This is a genomic window from Nocardioides sp. cx-173 (assembly GCF_021117365.1).
Classification (GTDB): Bacteria; Actinomycetota; Actinomycetes; order Propionibacteriales; family Nocardioidaceae; genus Nocardioides.
In genome coordinates this window covers 4,176,726-4,199,561 of record NZ_CP088262.1, presented here as the reverse complement: position 1 = coordinate 4,199,561, position 22,836 = coordinate 4,176,726, and the positions used below count along the sequence as shown (strand labels likewise).

The 22,836-nt window shown below is 71.8% G+C and carries 21 protein-coding genes and 1 tRNA gene; 8 read left to right on the top strand and 14 right to left on the bottom strand.

The features are described from left to right. Positions 1-9 precede the first annotated feature (9 nt). On the top strand, positions 10-804 hold the full coding sequence (locus tag LQ940_RS20520; protein ID WP_231241855.1) for a crotonase/enoyl-CoA hydratase family protein: 795 nt from the start codon (positions 10-12) through the stop codon (positions 802-804). Further along, entirely contained in the window at positions 801-2,399 is a 1,599-nt protein-coding gene (locus tag LQ940_RS20515) for a hypothetical protein (protein WP_231241854.1), read from the top strand. The genes LQ940_RS20520 and LQ940_RS20515 overlap by 4 nt, the downstream gene beginning before the upstream one ends. Here LQ940_RS20515 and LQ940_RS20510 read toward each other — a convergent pair whose 3' ends face one another. The 4 genes from LQ940_RS20510 to LQ940_RS20495 form a co-directional block, all read right to left on the bottom strand. After that, complete coding sequence (locus tag LQ940_RS20510) at positions 2,400-3,077, bottom strand: hypothetical protein (protein ID WP_231241853.1); 678 nt, start codon at positions 3,075-3,077, stop codon at positions 2,400-2,402. Positions 3,078-3,144: 67 nt separating this feature from the next. Beyond that, complete coding sequence (locus LQ940_RS20505; protein ID WP_231241852.1) at positions 3,145-4,071, bottom strand: oxidoreductase; 927 nt, start codon at positions 4,069-4,071, stop codon at positions 3,145-3,147. Continuing rightward, positions 4,068-4,886 (bottom strand): maleylpyruvate isomerase family mycothiol-dependent enzyme, encoded by an 819-nt coding sequence (locus LQ940_RS20500; RefSeq protein ID WP_231241851.1) that lies wholly within the window; start codon positions 4,884-4,886, stop codon positions 4,068-4,070. The genes LQ940_RS20505 and LQ940_RS20500 overlap by 4 nt, the downstream gene beginning before the upstream one ends. 116 nt (positions 4,887-5,002) lie before the next feature. Beyond that, entirely contained in the window at positions 5,003-6,856 is a 1,854-nt protein-coding gene (locus tag LQ940_RS20495; RefSeq protein ID WP_231241850.1) for an acyl-CoA dehydrogenase, read from the bottom strand. A 190-nt stretch (positions 6,857-7,046) separates the two neighbouring features. Here LQ940_RS20495 and LQ940_RS20490 point away from each other — a divergent pair, with 190 nt between their 5' ends. Further along, positions 7,047-7,505: an RrF2 family transcriptional regulator gene (locus LQ940_RS20490; protein ID WP_231241849.1), complete on the top strand. Its 459-nt coding sequence runs from the start codon at positions 7,047-7,049 to the stop codon at positions 7,503-7,505. A 206-nt stretch (positions 7,506-7,711) separates the two neighbouring features. Here the strand turns inward: LQ940_RS20490 and LQ940_RS20485 are convergent, their stop codons facing one another. Next, the gene (locus LQ940_RS20485) at positions 7,712-8,563 is read right to left on the bottom strand and encodes a hypothetical protein (protein ID WP_231241848.1); all 852 of its coding nucleotides are present in this window, start codon (positions 8,561-8,563) and stop codon (positions 7,712-7,714) included. Between the two features lie 117 nt (positions 8,564-8,680). On the opposite strand from LQ940_RS20485, the gene LQ940_RS20480 reads away from it, so the two are divergent. Further along, the gene (locus LQ940_RS20480; protein ID WP_231241847.1) at positions 8,681-9,133 is read left to right on the top strand and encodes a nuclear transport factor 2 family protein; all 453 of its coding nucleotides are present in this window, start codon (positions 8,681-8,683) and stop codon (positions 9,131-9,133) included. A 36-nt stretch (positions 9,134-9,169) separates the two neighbouring features. Here LQ940_RS20480 and LQ940_RS20475 read toward each other — a convergent pair whose 3' ends face one another. The 4 genes from LQ940_RS20475 to LQ940_RS20460 form a co-directional block, all read right to left on the bottom strand. Continuing rightward, positions 9,170-9,808: a DUF2461 domain-containing protein gene (locus tag LQ940_RS20475; protein WP_231241846.1), complete on the bottom strand. Its 639-nt coding sequence runs from the start codon at positions 9,806-9,808 to the stop codon at positions 9,170-9,172. A 14-nt stretch (positions 9,809-9,822) separates the two neighbouring features. Beyond that, positions 9,823-9,898 (bottom strand) — tRNA-Gly (locus LQ940_RS20470). Positions 9,899-9,929: 31 nt separating this feature from the next. Then, positions 9,930-10,715 carry an SGNH/GDSL hydrolase family protein gene (locus tag LQ940_RS20465; RefSeq protein WP_231241845.1) on the bottom strand — a complete coding sequence of 262 codons (786 nt, stop codon included), beginning with the start codon at positions 10,713-10,715 and terminating at the stop codon, positions 9,930-9,932. Positions 10,716-10,758: 43 nt separating this feature from the next. After that, positions 10,759-13,500 (bottom strand): response regulator, encoded by a 2,742-nt coding sequence (locus LQ940_RS20460; protein ID WP_231241844.1) that lies wholly within the window; start codon positions 13,498-13,500, stop codon positions 10,759-10,761. 59 nt (positions 13,501-13,559) lie between these two features. Here LQ940_RS20460 and dcd point away from each other — a divergent pair, with 59 nt between their 5' ends. Continuing rightward, complete coding sequence (gene dcd / locus LQ940_RS20455) at positions 13,560-14,135, top strand: dCTP deaminase (protein WP_193608618.1); 576 nt, start codon at positions 13,560-13,562, stop codon at positions 14,133-14,135. A gap of 69 nt (positions 14,136-14,204) precedes the next feature. Beyond that, complete coding sequence (locus LQ940_RS20450) at positions 14,205-15,146, top strand: siderophore-interacting protein (RefSeq protein WP_231241843.1); 942 nt, start codon at positions 14,205-14,207, stop codon at positions 15,144-15,146. A gap of 36 nt (positions 15,147-15,182) precedes the next feature. On the opposite strand, the gene LQ940_RS20445 is transcribed toward LQ940_RS20450, so the two are convergent. From LQ940_RS20445 to LQ940_RS20435, 3 genes are all read right to left on the bottom strand, one after another. Next, positions 15,183-15,332, bottom strand: a complete 150-nt coding sequence (locus tag LQ940_RS20445; protein ID WP_231241842.1) for a hypothetical protein — start codon at positions 15,330-15,332, stop codon at positions 15,183-15,185. Between the two features lie 48 nt (positions 15,333-15,380). Next, positions 15,381-16,205, bottom strand: a complete 825-nt coding sequence (locus tag LQ940_RS20440; RefSeq protein ID WP_231241841.1) for a DUF4097 family beta strand repeat-containing protein — start codon at positions 16,203-16,205, stop codon at positions 15,381-15,383. Positions 16,206-16,276: 71 nt separating this feature from the next. Further along, a complete protein-coding gene (locus LQ940_RS20435) occupies positions 16,277-16,813 on the bottom strand; it encodes a pilus assembly protein HicB (protein ID WP_231241840.1) in 537 nt (178 codons plus the stop codon). 212 nt (positions 16,814-17,025) lie between these two features. Here LQ940_RS20435 and LQ940_RS20430 point away from each other — a divergent pair, with 212 nt between their 5' ends. Together LQ940_RS20430 and LQ940_RS20425 are read left to right on the top strand one after the other, a co-directional pair. After that, positions 17,026-18,753 (top strand): sodium:solute symporter family protein, encoded by a 1,728-nt coding sequence (locus LQ940_RS20430; RefSeq protein ID WP_231241866.1) that lies wholly within the window; start codon positions 17,026-17,028, stop codon positions 18,751-18,753. Between the two features lie 97 nt (positions 18,754-18,850). After that, complete coding sequence (locus LQ940_RS20425) at positions 18,851-19,042, top strand: calcium uniporter family protein (protein WP_231241865.1); 192 nt, start codon at positions 18,851-18,853, stop codon at positions 19,040-19,042. A 6-nt stretch (positions 19,043-19,048) separates the two neighbouring features. Here the strand turns inward: LQ940_RS20425 and LQ940_RS20420 are convergent, their stop codons facing one another. Together LQ940_RS20420 and LQ940_RS20415 are read right to left on the bottom strand one after the other, a co-directional pair. Then, the gene (locus tag LQ940_RS20420) at positions 19,049-19,255 is read right to left on the bottom strand and encodes a hypothetical protein (protein WP_231241839.1); all 207 of its coding nucleotides are present in this window, start codon (positions 19,253-19,255) and stop codon (positions 19,049-19,051) included. 205 nt (positions 19,256-19,460) lie between these two features. Next, entirely contained in the window at positions 19,461-22,835 is a 3,375-nt protein-coding gene (locus LQ940_RS20415) for a heterodisulfide reductase-related iron-sulfur binding cluster (RefSeq protein WP_231241838.1), read from the bottom strand. Between the last annotated feature and the right edge of the window lies 1 nt (position 22,836).

Genomic DNA, 22,836 nt, shown 5'->3' with positions numbered 1-22,836 from the left:
GATTCACCCATGAGCCACGTGACCTGCACGATCGAGGACGGCATCGCGCACGTGCGCCTGGACCGGCCCGAGAAGCTCAACGCGCTGACGCTGCAGATCCTCGACGACCTGGTCTCGACCGCGCAGATGCTGCGCAAGGACCGGACGCTGCGCGCGGTGGTGATCTCGGGGGAGGGTGACTCGTTCTGCGCGGGGCTCGACTTCGGGCACGTGCTCAGGCAGCCGGCGAAGGTGGTCACCAGCTTCCTGCCGCGGCCGTGGCGCGGGACCAACACCTTCCAGGAGGCCTGCTGGGCCTGGCGCCGGGTGCCGGTGCCGGTGATCGCGGCCGTCCACGGGCACTGCCTCGGCGGCGGGCTGCAGATCGCGCTGGCCGCGGACTTCCGGATCGCCACCCCGGACTCGAGCTGGTCGGTGCTCGAGGGCAAGTGGGGGATCATCCCCGACATGTCGGGCATCCGCAGTCTCGCCGAGCTGGTCGGGATCGACGTGGCCAAGAGACTGACGATGACCGCCGAGACGGTGTCCGGCAAGGAGGCCCGCGACCTGGGCCTGGTCACCGACCTGGCCACGGACCCGGTGGTCGCCGCGGTGGACCTCGCCGAGCGGCTCAAGGCCCGCAGTCCCGACCAGCTCGCCGCCGCCAAGCGGCTGTTCAACGACACCTGGACCTCGAGCCCGCGCCACACGTTCGCGCGCGAGCGGGTCGAGCAGGCCTTCCTGCTGTTCGCGCGCAACACCTTGGTCGCCCGCGAGGCGGCGTTCGCGAAGGTCTCCCCGCAGTTCGTGCGCCGCGGGCGGTGAGGCTCCAGCGCTCCGCCGCACTCCTGGCGTTCGCTGTCCTCCTCTGGGCGCTCGGACCGCTGGTCCTCCTGCTCGGCCTGGGCGCGCTCGCGGTCCCGCGCGTGCGCGGCTGGCTGCGTCCCACCTGGCGCGTCGTGGCGGCGTGGGCCGGCGCGGTCGCGGTGCTCGCCGGCGTCGTGGTCCTGGTCCCCGACGGCTACCTCCCCGTCCCGCCCGGCGCGGGCGCCCTCGTGACCCCCGCCTACACCGGCCGCCCGGCGACCCCCACGCCCCTGGACCTCCGGCTGCCCCAGCACCCCCGCCTGGCGCCCAACGGCAGCAGCTCGATGCACAACGACGGCTGGGCCTCCGACGCGTACGCCGGTCCCGGCCCGGTGGGAGAGTCCCCCGAGGTCGACACCGCCTGGTACGGCGTGAAGGAGTGCGCGACCCTCGCCTTCGACAGCCGCGAGCGGCTGATCGCGCTGTGCGGGACCGTGCGGGGCCCGGTGCTGCACGTCATCGACCCCGAGTCGATGCGCCCGCGCGACACCCTCGAGCTGCCGGCGCGGCGCGACAACGGCAACGGCAAGCGCCCGTGGGAGAACCTCTGCGGCGGCTCGTACTTCTTCCTCGACGACCAGGACCGGGCCGTCACGGCCACCACCGACCGCAGGATCGTCGCGGTCGCGACCGCCGACGGCGCCGGCGAGCCCGACCTGACCGTCCAGACGGCCTACGACCTGACCGAGCAGATCCCCGAGGACGACTGCCTGATCGCGCTGATGCCCGACTGGGAGGGCCGGATCTGGTACGTGACCGAGGACGGCCGGGTCGGCTTCGTCGACCCCGGCACCGGGCGGGCGACGGTGCTGGACCTCGGCGAGGAGATCGCCAACTCCTTCTCGGTCTCTCGGGACGGCGGCGTCTACGTCGTCACCGCCCACGCGCTCTACGAACTCGGCGTCGACCGCGCCCGACGGCCGGTGGTCCGCTGGCGTACGCCGTACGACCGCGGCACCGACGTGAAGCCCGGGCAGCTGAGTCGCGGCAGCGGGACCACGCCGACGGTGCTGCCGGGCGGGCTGGTGGCGATCACCGACAACGCCGAGCCGCGCATGAACGTCCAGCTCTACGACACCGGCGACGGCTCCCTGGTCTGCCAGCGTGCGGTCTTCGGCGACGATGCCAGCGCCACCGACAACTCCCTGGTCTCGGTCGGCGACGGGGTGATCGTCGAGAACAACCACGGCTACCGCAACCCGCTGAGCACCGTCCTCGGCTTCACGCCGGCGGGCGGGTTCGCCCGCGTCGACGTCGCCGGCGGCGAGTGCGAGCTGGTGTGGACCTCCGAGGCGATCGCGCCCACGTCGGTGGCCAAGGTGTCGCTGGAGACCGGGCTGGTCTACGCCTACACGAAGCGCTCGAGCCTGCTCGGCGTCAACGCGTGGTACCTCTCCGCCCTCAGCGCCGAGACCGGGCGCACCCTGTGGTCGGTGCGCACGGGCATCGGCTCGATGTTCAACAACCACTACTCGGCGGTGACCCTCTCGCCCGACGGGTCGGTGTACGTCGCCACGCTGGCCGGCCTGGTCCGGGTGCGCGACCGGCGCTGACTACTCCGCGTCCCGACCCCGATCCCGAGCCCGAGCCCGCAGCTCGTCCTGCTTGCGGCGCCGGGCGATCTCTCGCCGGGCGAGCACGTAGGCGATCACGATCGGCAAGACGTACTCGGACTTGTCGAGGACCTCGCGCACCCACCCGGGCAGCGAGATCTCGAAGTTGGGCAGGTCGGGGAGCGGCACCGACGGCAGCGACGGCAGGTCCGGCAGGTCCGGGAACGGGACGCGCGGCAGATCCCAGTCGGGCCAGGCGATGGAGAACGCCAGGCGCGCCAGCAGCACGGTCACCAGGATCGGCACGACCACGGCGGCCACGCCGCCCGCGGTCTCGATCAGGGCGTAGCGGCGGGGGTGCGCGCGCACGCGGTCCTCGTAGGCCGCCGCGGGGGATCCCGGCTCCGGGTCCAGGTCGATGCCGGCGAGCTGCCCGGGGGCGACGACCGTGGCGCGCCGCGGCTTGCCCAGGCCGCTGAAGCGCAGGGTCAGGCTGCCGAGCTCGGGGCGCTCCTTGAGGCTGAAGCGGGGCTTGTCGTCGGCCGACCTCCGCTCGAGGACCAGGTCGCCGTCGACCCACCACTGGATGCGGCGCGAGACCGAGCCGTAGACCTCGACGCGGTGCGAGCGCCCCTCGACGCGGAGCTCCCAGGTCTGCAGCGGGTCGTCGGAGGCCATGGGCTCGACGCTAGGCGGCCCCGCTGGGCGCCACATCGGTCCGCGGTCGGGCCGGCCCCGACTTTGGTCAGGGGTAGCTGATGCCCGTGGTCTGCTCGCTGATCTCCCAGAGCCGGCGCTGGGCGTCGGGGTCGCGCGCGGCCCTGCTGGCGGTGACCACCTGGGGCGCACCGGCGATCTCGCCGAGGCCCCCGGGCCCGCAGTAGGTGCCGCCGGGCAGGTCGGCCGTGGCCGCCATGAGGCTGGGCCAGGCGCCGGCGGCCGCGGACTGCGACACCGCGCGGATGGTCGCGTCGAGGATCGAGGCGACGCCCCCGGTGGACCGGCCGTACTGCCCGTTGGCGGCGAGGTGGGTGCCGGCGAAGCCGGGGTGCGCGGCGTAGGCGCGCAGCGGGATCCCGGCGGCCGTCGCGCGGCGCTCCAGCTCGTAGACGAAGAGCATGTTGGCGAGCTTGGAGGCGGCGTATGTCGGCCAGCGCGAGTAGCGGCCCTGCTGGACCAGCGGGTCCCCCAGCGGGGCGGCCTTGGCGAGCCGGTGGAACTGCGAGGACACGGTCACCACACGCGCGTCGCCGCTCGCGACGAGCTGAGGCAGCAGCAGCCCGGTGAGCAGGAACGGGCCGAAGTGGTTGGTGGCCATCTGGAGCTCCAGCCCGTCGGCCGTGCGGGAGTACGGCGTGCCCATGACGCCGGCGTTGTTGACCAACACGTCGATCGTGCCGAGCCGCGCCGCCGAGGCCGCCGCCCGGCGTACCGAGCCCAGGTCGGACAGGTCCACGGTCAGCCGCTCCAGGAGCGCCTCGGGCAGCTCTGCGCGCACCGCCCGCTCGGTCTCGTCGATCTTGGCCTCCGAGCGCCCGGACAGGACCACCCGCGCACCGCGGCGGGCGAGCTCGAGGGCGGTGTGGTGCCCGAGCCCGCCGACCGTCGTCCCCGTGACCAGGACCGTCCGGCCGGTCTGGTCGGGGATGTCCTCGAGCCGCCATCCGCTCATGGCGTCGTCGCCATCGCGTCGACCACGCGCTCGCCCAGCTCTCGGTCGCCGACGACCTCGACGGCCCCGGGTGCGGGCGGCCGCCGGCCGCCGGCGAGGACGACGAAGGTCTCGCGATCCATGCGCAGGCAGGTGGTCGGATCCGCCGGGGGCGAGGGCAGGCGCTCGCCGCGCCCCGAGCCGCTGACCGTGAAGGCGAAGGGCTCGCTGCCTGCCATCTCCAGGACCAGAGTCGTGCCCTGCGGCGCGCCCACCTTCTTGGCGAGCACGTAGCCCAGGCTCTCGGCGAGGTACTCCGCCGTGTGCCGGGCCACGGCGAGGTCCATCCCGCCGGGTCGTCCGACCGCACGCCGGATGTCCTGCGCGTGCATCCACACGTCCAGTGGGCGATTGCGCAGGAGCGTCTCCCAGCTCCAGGGGACGCCGCCGAAGACCACCTCGGGGCGGGCCTGGGCGTCGGCGGGCGGGTCGGCCAGCAGCGCCGTGTGCCGGGTGGTGGCGGCCTCGCGGATCTCGTTGATGATCAGGTCGGGGTCGGCGTCGCGGCGGTTGACCACGCCGATCTCGGTGTAGAGCCCCATGGGCGCGGTGACGTGCGGCGGCTGCCCCACCTCGGCCGTCTCCTCCGGCCCGCCGGCGAGCACCGCCTCCAGGTGGGCCACGTGCGAGGCGACCGCACGCACGTCCCAGCCGGGCAGGTCGGTGGGCCTGTCCCACTCCTCGGGCGTGAGCTCCTCGAGCACCCCGGTGAGGTCGTGGATCGCCTCCCACCACACCTCGACGTACCCGGCAAGTCGCTCCTGGTCGCTCAGCATGCCGCCTAACCTAGGCCAACCAGGGGGGCGACCCTCACTCCCGCTGACCCGTCACAAACTCGCGCAAATCACCGCTGACCCGTCAGAAAGTTTCTGACGGGTCAGCGGTGGGTGGATCAGAAGACGGACTCGTCGAGGTCCATCAGGGAGAGGTCGGTGGCCTCGGCGATGGCCCGCTCGGCGGTGAGGCGCGGCAGGTTGGTCTGCGCGAAGAACTGCGCAGCCGCGACCTTGCCCTCGTAGAAGGACTTGTCCTTGGCCGAAAGCGCGCTCTCGTCGGACAGCTTCTCGAGCGCCACCTCGGCGCCCTTGAGCAGCAGCCAGCCGCAGACGACGTCCCCGAGGGCCATCAGCAGGCGGGTGGTGTTGAGGCCCACCTTGTAGATGTTGCGGATCTCGCCCTCGGCCGACATCAGGTCGTTGATCATGTGCCCGACGATCGCCTGGGCGTCCTCGAGCGCGGTGGCGAGCAGCGCGCGCTCCACCTTGAGCCGCCCGTTGCCGGACTCGGCGTCCAGGAAGCCCTGGATCTCGCCGGCCAGGTGGCCCAGCGCCTTGCCCTGGTCCTTGACGATCTTGCGGAAGAAGAAGTCCTGGCCCTGGATCGCGGTCGTGCCCTCGTAGAGGGTGTCGATCTTGGCGTCACGTACGTACTGCTCGACGGGGTACTCCTGCAGGAAGCCCGAGCCGCCGAAGGTCTGCAGCGACTCGGTGCCCAGCAGGACCCACGACCGCTCGGAGCCGTAGCCCTTGACGATCGGCAGGAGCAGGTCGTTGACCTTCTCGGCCAGCTCGTCGCGCTCGCCGGCGTGCTCGGCCAGCATCACCTTGTCCTGCCAGGACGCGGTGTAGAGCACCAGCGACCGCATCGCCTCCGAGAACGACTTCTGCGTCATCAGCGAACGCCGGACGTCGGGGTGGTGGGTGATCGTCACGCGCGGCGCCGTCTTGTCGCCGGACTGGGTCAGGTCGGCGCCCTGCTGGCGCTGCTTGGCGTAGTCGAGGGCGTTGAGGTAGCCGGTGGACAGCGTGGCGATGGCCTTGGTGCCCACCAGCATCCGGGCGTTCTCGATGACCTGGAACATCTGCGCGATGCCGTTGTGCACCTCGCCGAGCAGCCAGCCCTGGGCCGGCTCCTTCTCGCCGAAGGTGACCTCGCAGGTGTTGGAGACCTTGATCCCCATCTTGTGCTCGACGTTGGTGACGTAGGCGCCGTTGCGCTCGCCGGTCAGCTCGCCGGTCTCGTGATCGAAGTGGAACTTCGGGACCAGGAACAGGCTCAGGCCCTTGGTGCCGGGACCGCCGACGCCCTCGATGCCGACGGGGCGCGCCAGCACGAGGTGCATGATGTTCTCGCTCATGTCGTGCTCGCCCGAGGTGATGAAGCGCTTGACGCCCTCGATGTTCCAGGAGCCGTCGTCGTTGAGCGTGGCCTTGGTGCGACCGGCGCCGACGTCGGAGCCGGCGTCGGGCTCGGTGAGGACCATGGTGCAGCCCCACTGGCGGTCGACCATGAACTGCGCGATCTTCTTGTCGCGCTCGTTGCCGTTGCGGTACACGACGTTGGCGAACGCCGGGCCGGCGGCGTACATCCAGACCGGCGCGTTCGCGCCGAGCACCAGCTCCGCGGTCGCCCAGACCAGGCTGGAGGGGGCCGGCTGGCCGCCGAGCTCCTCGACGACCTGCAGGCGCCACCACTCGGCGTCCATCCAGGCCTGGTAGCTCTTCTTGAACGACTCGGGCAGGTCCGCGGTGCCGGTCGCGGGGTCGAAGACCGGCGGGTTGCGGTCGCTGTCCACGTACGACGCCGCGAGGTCCTCGCGCGAGAGGCGGTCGACCTCGGCGAGGATCGAGCGGGCGGTGTCGCCGTCGACCTCGGCGAACGGGCCGGTGCCCAGGACCTCGTCGCGGCCCAGGACCTCGAAGAGGTTGAACTCGATGTCGCGCAGGTTGCTCTTGTAGTGGCTCACTGACCCACCATTCTGTGTCTCGGGTGTCCGGCCTGGAGGAGCAGCAGTCGCTACTGACCGGTAACTTAATGATAAGGAGCCGGTGGTGGCCACGCAAGCGGGGGGCGGAGCCGGGTGACCGGGGTCTCCCGCCCTTGTCCGTGGGCCCCTTGTCCAGTGTGTGCATCGGGATATCTGACACACTCGCCCTATGCGTGTCTCCGCGAAGTCCGACTACGCCCTCCGAGCGCTGATCGAGATGTCCCAGCGCGCCGACGGTCGCGCGGTGAGCGCCGAGGAGCTGGGCAAGCTGCAGGAGATCCCGCACGGCTTCCTCCAGGCGATCCTCGCCGACCTGCGCCGCGCCGGCATCGTGATGTCGCAGCGCGGCCAGTCCGGCGGCTGGCGCATGGGTCGGTCGCCGAGCGACGTCTCGGTGGCCGACGTCATCCGCGCCGTCGACGGCCCCCTGGTCTCCGTCTACGGGCTGCGCCCCGAGGCGGTCAGCTACAACGAGTCCGCCGAGGTCCTCCAGCACGTGTGGATCGCCGCCCGTCGCTCGCTGCGCGACGTCTTCGAGCAGGTCTCGATCCAGCAGCTCGCCGACCAGAAGCTGCCCAAGGCCGTCACCTCCCGCACCGCCGACGAAGACGCCTGGCAGCCTCACTGACCGAGCGAGCAGCGCCGCGCGAGGAACGAGCGCGGCGCGTGGGCGAGCGAAGATTGAGCAAGCGACGCGACTGAGGAACGAAGTCGCGCGAGCGCGCCGAAATCCGGTGAGGTGTGCAGGGCGAAGGCCCCAGACCGCAGGCCGAAGGCCGCGGGACTAAGCCCTAAGGCCGCCGGCCACACGCAGATCCGAGCGACGAAGCCCGCTCATGCGCTACGCCCCCACCGCCGCCTGACCGCGCGCAGCTGGGCGACCCTTGACTCCAACGTCTGGTTGCGCCGCTCGAGCCGCTCGACGGTGCGCAGTGCCTCGGCGAGAGCGGCATCGGTGGGGCCGAGCAGGGAGACCGGGTCGGGCGCGGGCGCGACCTGCGGCACCAGGTCGGCCAGGTCGCCGCGCACGTCGAGACCGCGGCTGACGAGCTGACCGGCCCAGCGGCGGCCGAGGTCGCGCAGGGCCTCGTGGCGCTCGGTCGAGACCAGCCGGGGTGGCCGGGCGAGGGTCGGGACCTCGAGGCCGTCGACGGTCAGCGACGCCGTGCCGAACCCGACCACCTTGCCGAAGGCCCTCCACGTGGTCGCCGGGCAGCGCACGGGCGGCGAGACGATGACGTGCACGCGCTCGGGGCGACCGAGCGCCGTCACCCAGCGGTCCAGCATCGGGCCCAGGTCGAGGTCGCCGGCGGTCCAGGTGTCCGGGGCGGCGAGGGTCAGTACGACGTGCCGCTGGAAGCCGCGCAGGGCGTCGAGGAGGAGCTCGACCTGGCCGGTCGTGGCCTCGGCCAGCATCGGCTGGGAGACGACCAGGGTGCCGGTGCCGCGGTGGCCGCGGCGGCAGATGTCGGACCAGACGCCCTCGACCTCGTCGCGGCGGTAGCCCCAGGTGCGGTGGGTGCGCAGGATGTCCAGCGCGGCCCGGAACAGCTCCTCGCCCGAGTCGCCCGGCGCCTGGACGCCCAGGGCGGCCAGGGGGTGGGAGTGGTGCCGGAGGGCCACGTCAAGCACGTCGCCGGACCGGTCGTCCAGGCCGACGTGGAGGAAGGCCGCGCGCTTCGCCATGCCAGCAGCGTGCCCGCCCGGGGCGAGCGGCAGGTGAACCCCGGGTGGCCGGGCACGGGAGGCCGAGGGAAGGCTTGCGCACTAGAACGTGTTCCAGTGCAGGCCTACGATGCCCCCATGATCACGTCGGACGCCATCACCTGGAACGCCCCGAACGACCCGCACCCCGCGCGGACCGCCTCGCAGCGCTCGTACTCCGCGGTGGCCAACGGCGACCTGGAGGAGTGGCTGACGGTCTACGCACCCCACGCCGTGCTGGAGGACCCGGTGGGTCCCTCGATGTTCGACCCCGAGGGCAGGGGCCACCACGGCCACGCGGGGATCCGCGCGTTCTGGGAGCAGGCGATCGCCCCGATCGCGACCTTCGAGTTCACGATCACCGACTCCTTCGCCAACCCGGGGAGCAACACCTGCGCCAACGTCGGGTCCATCCGCACGGCGTTCCCCGACGGCAGCCACACCACGACCGAGCTGATCATGGTCTACGTCGTCGACGACGACGGCGCCGTCGCCTCGATGAAGGCCTACTGGGAGCCCGAGCGCACGATGGCGACGTTCACGAAGGCGTGACCCGCGACGCAGCCCGGACCCGGGAAGAGCGAGCGCTCAGTCGGCCGCGGCGAACGCGCGCTCGAGCCACGCGACCAGCGGCTTGAGCGCGCGCCAGTCCTCGCGGACGTGGTCGAGCAGCACCGCGGTGTGGATGAAGTCGGCGAAGCCGTAGGACTTCCCGGCGGCCAGCGTCTTGTGGCGCAGCAGCTCGATGCGCGGGTGGTCGGCGTCGTAGCCGCGCGGGGTCGTCTTCAGTCGCTCGCCGCTGATCTCGAAGTCCGCCTTCTCGAGCGTGGTGAGGATCCGCTTGAGCGCCGGTCCGGTGCGGTCGTCCGCCATGGCCTCGCGTACGGCGGCCAGGCGCGGGCCCGACGCCTCGTAGAAGCCCGCGCCGACCCGCATGCCCCGCGGCGCGATCTCGACGTACCAGCCGGTGGCCGGGCCGGAGGCCACGAAGGCGCTCTGATGCGTCTTGTAGGGCGTCTTGTCCTTGGCGAAGCGCACGTCGCGGTAGGGCCGGAAGATCTTGGCCGGCCCGAACTCCGGCTCCAGCGCGGCGGTCAGCGCTTTCATCGGTGCCAGCACCGCCTCGTCGTACACGGCCTTGTGGGCGGTCCAGTAGGACCGGGTGTTGTCGACCTCGAGGTCGTCATAGAAGTCGAACGCCGCGACGGGGAAGCCGGAGAACTGCACCCCGGAAGACTAGGTGGAGCGGACGACGAGACTCGAACTCGCGACATCGACCTTGGGAAGGTCGCGCTCTACCAACTGAGCTACGTCCGCACTGACCCGGCGGACCGGGTCGGCGGCCAGACTATATCGAGGTCGCCCGGTCCGGTGCGCCCACCCGCCCGAGAGTGGGGTGGCGCGGCGAGACGGTGTCGCCCGAGGAGCGGCCGGTGAGCCGCCGGTGCACCCACGGTGCGGCCGAGGTGCGGACCCAGGCGGCGTGCTCGCGCAGCTGCTCGCGGCGCCGCAGGGCCGCGGACTCGCGCAGCGTCAGCGGCGCCAGGTCGTGCTCGACGCCGAGCACGTCGAGGACCGCCATCGCCATGCGCTGGTGGCCCGCCGGGCCCATGTGCATGCGGTCGTCGTCCCACAGGCGCCAGTCGCGGTACTCGCGCATCCGCCAGTAGTCGACGATGTCGGCGCCGTGCCGCTCGGCGCTCTCGCGGACCAGCTCGTTGTAGATCGCGAACCGCCCGCGCAGCATCTTGTACGTCGCGGAGTCGCCCGGGTCGAACGCGGTGAACACCAGCAGCCGGGCGCCGGTGGCGGCGAGCTCGCCCAGCGCGGCGTCGTAGCGTCCGACGAGCGCGTCCAGGTCGACCCGGGGCCGCAGGATGTCGTTGGCGCCGGCGTAGATGGTCACCAGGTCGGGCTCGAGGGCCAGGGCGGGGCGCAGCTGCTCGGCGAGGACCGCGTCCAGCTTGCGGCCGCGGATCGCGAGGTTGGCGTAGCCGAAGTCGTCGCTCTGGCGGGCCAGCACCTCGGCCACCCGGTCGGCCCAGCCGCGCAGCCCGTTGGGGCGGTCGGGGTCGGGGTCGCCGTACCCCTCGGTGAAGGAGTCGCCGAGGGCGACGAAGCGGGAGAAGGCCATGTGACCATCCTGCCTGGAGCCTGGGCGAGGTCCGCCCTCAGGCTCAGTCGAGATGCGTGAAGGCCGCGTCGGCGCGGCCCACCTCGTGGCGGACCTGGGCGGCGGCGTCGGTCAGGTCGAGTGTGCCGCCCGTGCGCAGGGTCGACTCGATCGACCCGCACACCGCTGCCAGCGTGACCGCGCCGAGCGCGGCGCTCGAGGAGCGCAGGCTGTGCACCACCGCGCTCACCCCGTCGGCGTCGTTCGCCGTGGCCGCGGCGTCGAGCTGCTCGAGCTGGTGACGCGACTCGCGCCGCCACGCGGAGACCAGCGACTCACGGAAGTCCTGGGCGTTGGCGCCGACGTGGCGGGTCAGGGAGTCCAGCGCGGACGGGTCGACGGCCCGGTCCTCCGCGGAGGGCGGGTCCGCCGGCGCGGCGAGGTCGGAGCGTCGGGCCGGGACCCGGCTGAGGACCGTGGCCAGGTCCTCGGCGCGCACCGGCTTGGCCAGGTGGTCGTCCATCCCTGCGGCCAGGCTGGCCTCGCGGTCCTCGACGAGCGCGTTGGCCGTCATGGCGACGATCCGCGGCTGTCGCTCGGGAGCCAGCTGGCTCCGGATCTGTCGGGTGGCCTCGAGCCCGTCCATCAGCGGCATCTGCACGTCCATCAGCACCAGGTCGTACGCCGCGCCGCGCACCGCCTCGAGCGCCTCGCGTCCGTTGCTCACCACGACCGGCCGTTGGCCGAGCCGCTCCAGCATCATCACGGCGACGCGCTGGTTGACGGCGTTGTCCTCGGCGAGCAGGATCCGCAGCCGTCCCAGCGGGGCCGGAGCGGGGGCGGCGGCGTCCTCGCCCTCGGGGGAGCCCAGCACGCGCGCGACGGTGGTGCGCAGGGCTCCGGCCTTCACCGGCTTGGTGAGGTGCACGAGGTCGGGCACCTCGGGCACCGAGATCCGCTCCCCGAGCGAGGTGAGCAGGATGATCGGGACCTCGGACCACCCCTCCAGCTGGCGCAGCGCCGCGGCGAGACTGCCGCCGTCCATGCCGGGCATGTCCATGTCCAGCAGCGCCACGTCGAACGTCGTGGTCGCCTGTCCGGCGAGGGAGAGCGCCGAGCCCGGGTGACCGTGCTCCTCGACCGACATGCCCCAGGCCTCCAGCTGAGCGCGCAGGATCCGGCGGTTGGTGGCGTTGTCGTCGACGATGAGGGCGCGCTTGCCGGGCAGCTCGGCGGGGGCGATCCGGATCCGGTCCTCCACCTCGCGCCCGAGCCGGAACGGCGCCACCAGCGTGAAGGTCGACCCGCCGCCGAGGATGCTGCTGACCTCCAGCCGGCCGCCCATGGCCTCGGCGAGCCGCAGGCTGATCGCGAGGCCGAGCCCGGTCCCACCGTGCGTGCGGGTGGTGCTGCTGTCCACCTGGCTGAAGGGTCGGAACAGTCGGCCCATGCGCTCTGGCGGGATGCCGATGCCGGTGTCGCCGACCGCGAACGCGAGCATCCGTCGGCCGTCGCCCGGGTCGCCCTCGGCCGCGCTCACCGTGAGCAGCACCTCGCCGGCGTCGGTGAACTTGACCGCGTTGCCGAGCAGGTTGACCAGCACCTGGCGCACCCGGGTCACGTCGCCCACCAGGACCGGCGGCACCTCGGGGTCGATCTGGCAGACCAGGTCGAGCCCCTTGGCGGACGCCTGTGCCGCCACCAGGTCCAGCGAGCTCTCCACGCAGTCGCGCAGCACGAAGTCGTGCTCCTCGAGCTCGAGCTCGCCGGACTCGATCTTCGAGAAGTCGAGGACGTCGTTGATGATCGTGAGCAGCGAGTCGCCGCTCTGGCGGACGGTCTCTGCGAACTCCCGCTGCTCGGGGTCCAGCGGCGTGTCCAGGAGCAGCCCCGTCATCCCGATCACCGCGTTCATGGGCGTGCGGATCTCGTGGCTCATCGTCGCCAGGAACGCCGACTTCGCGGCGTTCGCCGCGTCGGCCTCGCGACGGGCCGAGATCAGCTCCTCCGAGCGCTGCCGGGTCGTGGCGCGCTCACGCTCCAGGGTCTCGGCCATCTCGTCGAGGCCGTGGCCGATCGCCCGGAGCTCGGCGGGCCCCTCCCCGGTGCTGCGCGAGCCCAGCTCGCCGTCGCGCAGTCGGCCGATCGTCGTCAGCAGGTCATCGACGGGGGTCACGACGGACGCGTTCAGCGCCCGCCCCTGGCGCCGGAGCACGACCCAGCCGGCGAGCAGCAGCAGCACCTGGATCGCGACGGTGGCGCCGACGGCCCGCCCCTGGAGACGCTCGGCCGCGGTGCGCAGGTCGTCGGCGGCGTCCTCCGCCAGGTCGTGCGCCGCCCGGTAGTCGTCGAACAGGATCCGCCCGGCGTCCATGAACTCGCGCTTGTCGGCGCCCGGCGAGCTCGTGGCGATGGCGCGGCCGTCGTTCAGCGCCCGCTCGGCCCAGTCCGTGTGCCAGCGCTCGATGGTCTTGTCGCGGGCGTCGATGAGATCGAGGAGCTCGGGCTCGTCGTCCAACAGCTCCCGGACGCGCGTGCGGTGCGTCTGCAGGCTCGCGCCGCCACGCTCGTACGGCGCGAGGTCGGCGTCGTCGCCGGTGATCAGGTACGCGCGCAGGCCGGTCTCCTGGTCCAGCATCGCCAGGTGGCCCAGGCGCAGCTCGCGCCCGGCGTCGGACGCCCTGGCCGTGACCGCGTCGGCGTGGAGGCCGAGGTAGGCGAGCAGCAGGAGGTTCACCAACGTCGCGCCGGCGACCACGAGGATCGCCGTCAGGCTGGCGCGACCGACCTGACGGGAGAGTTGCACGGGTGCAGGCTTTCACGGATGGCGGCTGCCCGGACCACCTACCCACTAAGGTCGTGCCCGTGCTGCTGAGCGACCGCGACATCCTGGCCGAGATCGACGCCGGCCGGGTCGCGATGGACCCCTGGGACCCCGCCATGCTCCAGCCGTCGTCGATCGACGTGCGGCTGGACCGGTTCTTCCGGGTCTTCGAGAACCACCGCTACCCGCACATCGACCCGGCCGCCGACCAGTCCGACCTGACCCGCGAGGTGGAGCCCGAGGGCGACGAGCCGTTCATCCTGCACCCGGGCGAGTTCGTCCTGGGGTCGACCTACGAGGTGGTCTCGCTGCCCGATGATGTCGCGGCCCGCGTCGAGGGCAAGTCGTCGCTGGGCCGGCTCGGCCTGCTGACCCACGCGACCGCGGGGTTCGTGGACCCCGGCTTCTCGGGGCATGTGACCCTCGAGCTGGCCAACGTCGCCACGCTGCCGATCAAGCTCTACCCCGGCATGAAGATCGGCCAGTTCTGCTTCTTCCGGCTCACCTCGCCCTCGGAGCACCCCTACGGCTCGGAGAAGTACGGCTCGCGCTACCAGGGTCAGCGCGGACCGACCCCCTCGCGCTCCTTCCAGAACTTCCACCGCACCTCGATCTGACCGCGGCCCCTGGTGGCGCGACTCGTGTAAGGTCGTCCTAACTTAGGACTGCCTAATCGAGGACCGCCGATGACGACCACCGCTTCTGCCACGCTGCCGATGCTGCTCGAGCAGGTCGAGGTGGTCGGCGTGGAGCGGCTTTCGCCCAGCTTCGTGCGGGTGGAGCTCGGCTCGCCCGCCCTGGCCGACTTCGGCGTGGACGGCCCGCTCTACGACCAGCGGATCAAGCTCGTCTTCCCCGGCCTCGACGGGCTGCCGGACGTGACCGGCCTGGACGAGGTGGCGATGCAGGCGTGGTTCGCGCGGCCCGCCGAGGAGCGCGGCCACATGCGCACCTACACCGTCCGCGACGTGCGCGGCAGCGGCGTCGACACCCGCCTGGTGGTCGACATCGTGCTCCACATCGGCGACGGCCCGGTCGGTCCGGGCGCCGCGTGGGCCGAGGAGGTCAGCGTCGGCGACCGCGTCGTCATGATGGCGCCGCGCCGCGGGAGCGCGTTCGGCGGCATCGAGTTCGTCCCCGGTACGGCCGACCGGCTGCTGCTCGCCGGCGACGAGACCGCCGTGCCGGCGGTCGCGAGCATCCTCGCCGACCTGCCGCCGGACGCCCGCGGGGCGGCGTACCTCGAGGTGCCGCTGAGCGCCGACGTGCAGAGCCTCGCCCACCCGGACGGCGTGAGCGTGACCTGGCTGCCGCGTGACGGCGCCGCCCGCGGCGCCGCCCTGCAGCAGGCGGTGCTTGACCACCTCGGCGCGCCGCTGGTGCTGCCCGAGGTCGAGGAGGTGGACCCCGACCTGTGGGAGACGCCGACGTACTCCTCCTCCGGAGAGGACGTCGCGGAGGCCCCGAGCGCCGTGGGCCACGAGCTGGGCGGGCTCTACGCCTGGATCGCCGGCGAGTCCAAGGTCGTCACGGCGCTGCGCCGCGCCCTGGTCAACGACCTCGCGGTGGACCGCCGACAGGTCGCGTTCATGGGCTACTGGCGCCTCGGCGTCGCGATGAAGTCCTAGCTCGACCGTCGCACCTGCCCGGCCGAGGGGTGTTCCTCAGGAGTCGAGCCGGTCCGCGATCGCCCGCAGCGAGCGAGCGGTGCGGCGCGCGCGCCGCGAGGGCAGCGACGGCGTGGACGCCTTGGCGACGCGCTCGGCGATGCGGTGCCGGGCTTCGGTGTCGATCTGGTGGTGGAGGCTCATCATGGCGGTGCTCCTTGCATAGTGGTGGGGCTCGAGGGGATGGGTGAATGCTCAGATCTCGGTGAGGACGACGTCGCCGCTGACGACCTTGGCGCGTACCTCCACGTGGTCGGCGCCCTCCTCGGGCTGGCCGGCTCCCTGCAGCGTGGAGTGGATGCGCCCGGTGACCGTGGAGATGTCGGTCCAGACCGGGACGCCGGCGGGGATGCCGATGCGGACGTCGCCGGAGGCCCCCTTGGCGGTGAAGCGGCCGCGGGTGGCGGTGCTGATGAGCAGGTCGCCGCTCCCGGTCGACATCGACACGTCGTCGGTGGCTTCGACGACCTTGACGTCGCCGGAGCCGGTCTTGACGATGGCCGGCCCGTTGTTGGAGCCGACCTGGACGTCGCCGGAGCCGGTGGAGACCGCGACCGCGGACGAGGTGTGCTCGACGTGGACGTCGCCGGAGCCGCTCTTGACCCGCAGCTCGGCGCCGGCCCGCTCGACGCGGATGTCGCCCGAGCCGGTCTCCACGCTCGCGGGTCGGCCGAACTCCTCCACATGGACGGCGCCGGAGCCGCTCTTGACCTGCCCGCTGCCGAACGTGCCACGGCAGTCGACGTCGGCGCTGCCGCTCTTGACGGCCACGTCGCTCTCGCTGGGCACGGTCACGACGACGTGCAGTGCGGAGTCGCCGCCCAGGAAGCCGCCGCGCTGGCGGGGGGCGACGACGTTCAGCTGGTCGCCTGCCTGCTCGACCAGGACGTCGTCGGCGTCGCGGCCGGTGATCTCGACGTGGGACTCGGTGGTGTCGGTGCCGATCACGCGCACCGAGCCCTTGCCGAGCTCGACGTACAGGCGCACGGGACGCAGAGTCTCGAAGTGGTGGACGGTCATGGTGGTCCTCTTCCGGGTGTGCTCGTCCGCGGGACCGGCCTGCCGCCGGACCCGGGTGGTGGGTGTGGTGCCTAGATCCAGCCGGTCATCCGCCGGCCGGGCTTGTTGCCACCCCCGAAGGGGTCCTTGCCGAGGAACGGGAGGCTGGACAGGTCGATGTCGACGTTGATCGAGCCGTGGTGGGTGGCCGAGCGCACGACGCCCACCAGCCAGGTGTTGAGGGACTGGCCGGCCTGAGCCGCGGCGTCCTCCGCGCGGGTCTTGACCGACTCCGGCAGCCGCAGCGTGATCCGCGCGACGCCGCCCTCCTCCTCGCCCTCGGCCGGGGCCGGCGGCACCGAGGCCGCGGGTGGGGCCGGGGCCGCGGGGGGCGCCTCGACCACGAAGTCGAGCTCGCGACCGTTCAGCCGCACGTCGACGCCGCCGTCCGGCATCTCGGCGGTGATCTCGGCCGCGGCCTGGGAGATGGCCTCCATCAGGGCGAGGCGGGCCGCGGGGTCCAGGGCGAAGCCCAGCCGCTCCGCGGCCTGGCGCGCCTCGGGGCCGGCTCCCTCGGCCGCCGCCAGGAGGTCCCGGCGGAGGCTGTCGACGTACGGAGTGATGTCCATAGACACCACTGTGACGTCATCATGGTGTCAAGTCAAGCACTAATGACATCACGATGCCGTCGGATGGCGTCGAGGTGGCGTCATCTGCGGGATCGCCGTGTTTCAGGGCGGGGTGGAGGGGGAAACGGTCCTCTGGTCTGTCCGGGCATCCACCACCGGAGCGGGAGAGAGAGGGCAGCTCGATGACGAGTTCGTGGCCCGCCCCCGTCGCACTGGCGAGCGACACCCTCATCTCGGCCAACTGGGTCGACTACCTGATCGTCTTCTTGTACTTCGGGGTCGTCCTCGGCATCGGCCTGGTCGCGCGTCGGCAGGTGTCGGACTCGGTCGACTTCTTCCTGTCGGGCCGCTCGCTCCCCGCCTGGGTCACCGGCCTGGCGTTCATCTCGGCCAACCTCGGCGCCGTCGAGATCATGGGCATGTCGGCCTCGGGCGCGGAGTTCGGCCTGCCGACGGTGCACTACTTCTGGGTCGGCGCCATCCCGGCGATGCTCTTCCTCGGCGTCGTGATGATGCCGTTCTACTACGGCTCCAAGGTGCGCTCGGTCCCGGAGTTCATGTACCGCCGGTTCGGCACCGGCGCGCACCTGGTCAACTCGATCTCCTTCGCCGTCGCCCAGCTGCTGATCGCCGGCATCAACCTGTACCTGCTCGGCAGCATCATCCACGCCCTGATCGGCTGGCCGCTGTGGGTGGCGCTCGTCGTCGCGGCCGCCATCGTGCTGTCCTACATCACCCTCGGCGGCCTCAGCGCGGCGATCTACAACGAGGTGCTGCAGTTCTTCGTGATCGTGGCGGCCCTGCTGCCGCTCACCCTGATCGGCCTGAACCGCGTCGGCGGCTACGGCGGGCTCAAGGACAAGATCACCGAGGCGGCCTCCGGCGGTGGCGACATCGCCCCGGCCGACCAGCAGCTCAACTCCTGGCCGGGCCAGGCGCTGTCGGGGTTCGACTCGCCGGTGCTCTCGGTGATCGGCATCGTGTTCGGTCTCGGGTTCGTGCTGTCGTTCGGCTACTGGACGACGAACTTCGTCGAGGTCCAGCGCGCCATGGCCTCCAACTCGATCTCCGCGGCGCGCAAGACGCCGATCATCGGGGCCTTCCCGAAGATGTTCGTCCCGTTCATCACCATCCTGCCGGGCATGATCGCGGCCGTCCTGGTCACCGAGATCGCCGACGTCAAGGCCGGCGAGACGGTGGCGGGGGGCGCCTCGGGCGAGGGGGTGGCGTACAACGACTCGCTGCTCTACCTCATGCGCGACCTGCTGCCCAACGGCCTGCTGGGGCTGGCGATCGCCGGCCTGCTGGCGGCGTTCATGGCCGGCATGGCGGCCAACATCTCGGCGTTCAACACCGTCTTCAGCTACGACCTGTGGCAGCGCTACTTCGTGAAGGACCGCGACGACGACTACTACCTGAAGGTGGGTCGCCTGGCGACCGTCGCTGCGACCTTCATCGCCATCTTCACCGCATCGCTGGCCAGCAACTTCTCCAACATCATGGAGTACCTCCAGACCCTGTTCGGGTTCTTCAACGCCCCGCTGTTCGCGACGTTCATCCTTGGCATGTTCTGGAAGCGGATGACCGCCACCGCCGGCTGGGTGGGCCTGGTCTCCGGCACGACGGCCGCCGTGCTCGTCGCCTTCCTCAGCGAGGACGCGTTCGGCTCCTGGAGCACCGGGACGATCCCGCTGGGCGGCCAGGGGGCCGCCTTCGTCGCGGCCGCCGCGGCGTTCGTGGTCGACATCGTGCTCAGCGTCGTGGTCTCGCTGGTGACCAAGCCCAAGCCGGTCGAGGAGCTCAAGGGTCTGGTCTACTCCGAGACCCCGCGCGAGGACCTGGTGGATGCCGACGAGGCGTTCTACCCGTGGTACCGCCGCACCCTCCCACTCGCCGGCGTCGCGCTGGTGATGGTCGTCATCTTGAACCTGGCCTTCTGAGGAGGACCCGATGCCCACCCCCCACGAGCCCGAGAAGTCGACCGCGTCCCGCAGCCGCCACCAGGCCGGCCTCTTCGACATCCGCAGCATCATCGGCATGCTGCTGGCGACGTACGGCGTGATCCTGACCTTGACCGGCCTCATCGCCGACCCGCAGGACGAGAAGACCGGCGGGGTCAACGCCAACCTCTGGGCCGGCCTCGCCCTCCTCGTCGTCGGCCTGGGCTTCCTCGCCTGGGCGCGCCTGCGCCCGGTGCTCGTGCCGGAGAAGAGCGAGAGCAGCGACTAGCAAGACCTACGGCTCGCCGACCGAGAGATCCACGGCGACGATGCGCGACGAGGCGTCGATGAAGACCTGCACGGCGGCGTAGTCCAGGCAGGTGCCCGCCTCGCGGCTCACGACGGTGACCGACGAGAGCTCGCTCCGCTCGGCGGGCAGGGGTGCGGCCGCCGGCAGGCAGGGGGAGTCGGGCGGTGCGGACCTGACGACGGCCCAGGGCATCCTCGCCAGTGTGGCCAGCGCCGAGAAGGGGCAGCCGAACCCCGCGTGATAGCCGCTGGGCGGGCACATGACCCAGGCCTCGGGGTCTGCAGCCGCCGCCGGGTCCAGCGTGGCCATCAGCTCGTGACGACAGGCGAGCCCGTGCTGTGGAAATGAGTGCGGTGGATCGCACGTACCAGGTACGTGCGATCCACCGCGTTGTGGCTCAGAGATCGAAGAGGGACCCGGAGTCGCTGATGTCGACGTCGGTCTTCGGCTGGTGGGCCGCGCCGGAGCTGGTCGGCTTCGGCTTCTCCTCGGCCTTCTCCTCGGGCTCGGGCTCGGCTGCGGGCTCGGGCTCTGCCTCGGGCTCGGCCTCGGGCTCGGTCGGCTCGCTCGCGAGGGAGGTCGCGGCCGCGCTGAGGGCGGCGCCCGGCGAGGTCGTCGGGGGCACCTCGTTCGCCGGCTCCTCCTCAGCCACCTCCGGCTCCGGCTCCGGCTCGGCCGCTGCCTTCGGGGCGGCGGCGGGCTCGGGCGCCTGGATGTCGAAGAGCGACCCGGACTCCGGGATCGCCGTCGCGGGCTGCGCGGCGGCGCCGGACGAGGCGGGCTTCGGCTCGGCCTTCGCCTTCGGCTCCTCCGCAGGCTCCGGCTCCGGCTCGGGCTCGGGCTCGGGCTCCGGCTCGGGCTCCGTCTCGGCCTTCGCCGCGGGGGCGGCCGGCGCGGGGGCCTCGAGGTCGAAGAGCGAGCCCGACTCGGGGATCTCGGTGGCGGGCTGCGCAGCGGCACCCGAGGAGGCCGGCGCGGGCTTCGCCTCCGGCTCCTTCGCCGGCTCGGCGACCTCCACCTTCGGCTCGGGGTTCGGCTCCGCCTTCGGCTGGGCCTTCGCCGCGGGGGCGGCCGGCTCCGGGGAGGCGATGTCGAAGAGCGAGCCGCCACCCGAGCCCAGGTCCGGGGCGGGCTTCGCCGCGGGCTCGGGCTCGGCCTTCGGCTCGGGGGTGGCCTTCGCCTCTGCCTTGGTGTCCGCCTTGGCGGCGGGCTTAGCCTCCGGCTCGTCGCCGCCGAGGTCGAAGAGCGAGCCGCCCATCTTCTCGACGGGCTTCTCGGTGGGCTCCTCGGCGGGCTTCTCCGCCTGCGGCTCCGGGTCGTCGAACAGCGAGGACTTCTTCTCCGGCTCGGCCTTGGCCTTCGGCTCGTCGGCGGTGGCCGCGTCCGGGTCGTCGAAGAGCGAGGAGCCGCCCGAGGCCTTGGCCAGTGGGCCCGCGTCCTCGGTGTCGACGACGGTGTCCTCGGTGATCGTCTCGTCCCCGGCCTCGGGCTCGGCCTTGGTGGCCTCGTCCTTGTCCGGGGCAGGTGCCGCCTTGGTGGCGGGAGCTGCGGCGGCGCCGGCGCCGGGGGCGAGCTTGGTGGCCTGCTCGCCCTTCACGGAGGCGAGCAGCATCTGCGCGACGTCGAGGACCTCGACCTCCTCGCGGGCGTCGCCCTTGGCCTGAGCCGCGGTGAGGCCGTCGGAGAGCATCACCCGGCAGAACGGGCAGCCGACGGCGATCTGGTCGGCGCCGGTGCCGACCGCCTCGTTGGTCCGGTTGACGTTGATCCGCTCGCCGGTGTTCTCCTCCATCCACATGCGGGCGCCACCGGCGCCGCAGCAGAAGGACCGCTCGGAGTTGCGCTCCATCTCGACGAACTCGGCGCCGGGCAGGATCTGCAGCAGCTCGCGGGGCGGGGAGTAGACGCCGTTGTGCCGGCCGATGTAGCAGGGGTCGTGGTAGGTGATCGAGCGCTTGTGCGCGCCGGCGCCGTCGTTGACCGGGGTCAGCTTGCCCTCGCGCACCAGCCGGTTGAGCAGCTGGGTGTGGTGGACGACCTCGAGCTCGATGCCGAACTCGGAGTACTCGTTCTTCAAGGTGTTGAAGCAGTGGGCGCAGGTCGACACGACGGTCTTGGCCTTCGCCTCCTTGAGCGTCTCGACGTTCTGCTGGGCCAGGCCCTGGAACACGAACTCGTTGCCGGCGCGGCGAGCCGGGTCGCCGCTGCAGGTCTCGCCGTTGCCGAGGACGCCGAAGCTGACGCCGGCGATGTCGAGCAGCTCCGCGACGGCGCGGGTGGTCTTCTTGGCGCGGTCCTCGTAGGCGCCGGCGCAGCCGACCCAGAACAGCCAGTCCACCTCGTCGAGCGACTCGATCGACTCGCCGACGACCTTGACCTCGAAGTCCAGGCCCTTGGCCCAGTCCATGCGCGCGTTGGGCGACATGTTCCAGGGGTTGCCCTTGTTCTCCAGACCCTTGAAGAGGCCGTTGAGCTCGGCGGGGAAGTTGGACTCGACGAGGACGGCGTGGCGGCGCATGTCCATGATGTGGTCGACGTGCTCGATGTCGACGGGGCACTGCTGGACGCAGGCGCCGCAGGAGGTGCAGTTCCACAGCACCTCGCTGTCGATGACGGCCGCGCCGCTGTCGGGCATGTAGAACCAGTCGTCACCGGTGTCGCCGACCAGCGGCCGCTCGACCTCCTTGGTGAGGGTGTCGTTGCCCTCGAGCAGGGCGGCGCGGGACTCCTCGCCGTCGGCCTGGAGGTACGGCGCCTTCGCGAACGCGTGGTCGCGCAGCGCCGTGATGAGGAGCTTGGGGGAGAGCGGCTTCTCGGTGTTCCACGCGGGGCACTGCGACTGGCAGCGGCCGCACTCCGTGCAGGTCGCGAAGTCCAGGATCCCCTTCCAGCTGAAGTCCTCGACCGCGCCGACGCCGAGCTTGGCGTCCTCGTCGAGGTCGTCGATGTCGTCGAGGGTGATCGCCTTGCCGTCTGAGGTGAGCGGCTTCATGGCGCCGAGCGCCGTACGGCCCGAGACCTCGCGCTTGAAGAGGATGTTGAACGGCGCGGTGAAGCGGTGCCAGGCCACGCCCATCGTGGCGTTGAGGCCGAGCACGATCATCCAGGTCATCGAGATGACGATCTTGACCATGGCGACGAGCCAGATCAGGTTCTCGAGGGTGCTCGGGTCGGTGTCGACGAACGCCTGGCCCAGCCACTGTGTCAGCGGGAAGTGCAGGGCGCTCTGGTACTTCTCGTCGGCCAGCCCGTACTCGAGCAGGCGCAGGCCGAGGATGCACAGGCCGACGGTGAGGATGACCCACTCGACGAAGTAGCCCTGCCACATCTTCGAGCCGTAGAGGCGCCCCTTCTCGCCGCGCACCCGCTCCTTGGGGCGCGTGGCCCGGTAGATCATGAAGGGGATGATCGCCGCGAGCATGCCCCAGGCGAAGGCCTCGGTGAGCCACTCGAACGGCGGGAAGTGCCCGATCAGCGGCAGGATGAAGTGGGCGTCGAAGAGCTGGCCGTAGGCGTTGACCAGGGTGAAGAAGAGCAGGCCGAAGCCGACCATGATCACCCAGTGGGCGACGCCCACCTTCGTCCACTGCAGCATGCGCGTGTGCAGCAGCATCTCCTTGAGCATCGTCAGCACGCGCGCGCCGAGCTGATCGGTACGCCGTGCGGGCTGCCCGATCCGGACGGTGCGGACGATGAAGGCGATGGTGCGGGTGAACAGCGCCAGCCCGACGGCGGTGAACGCCAGCGAGACGACGATGGCGACGATCTGCATG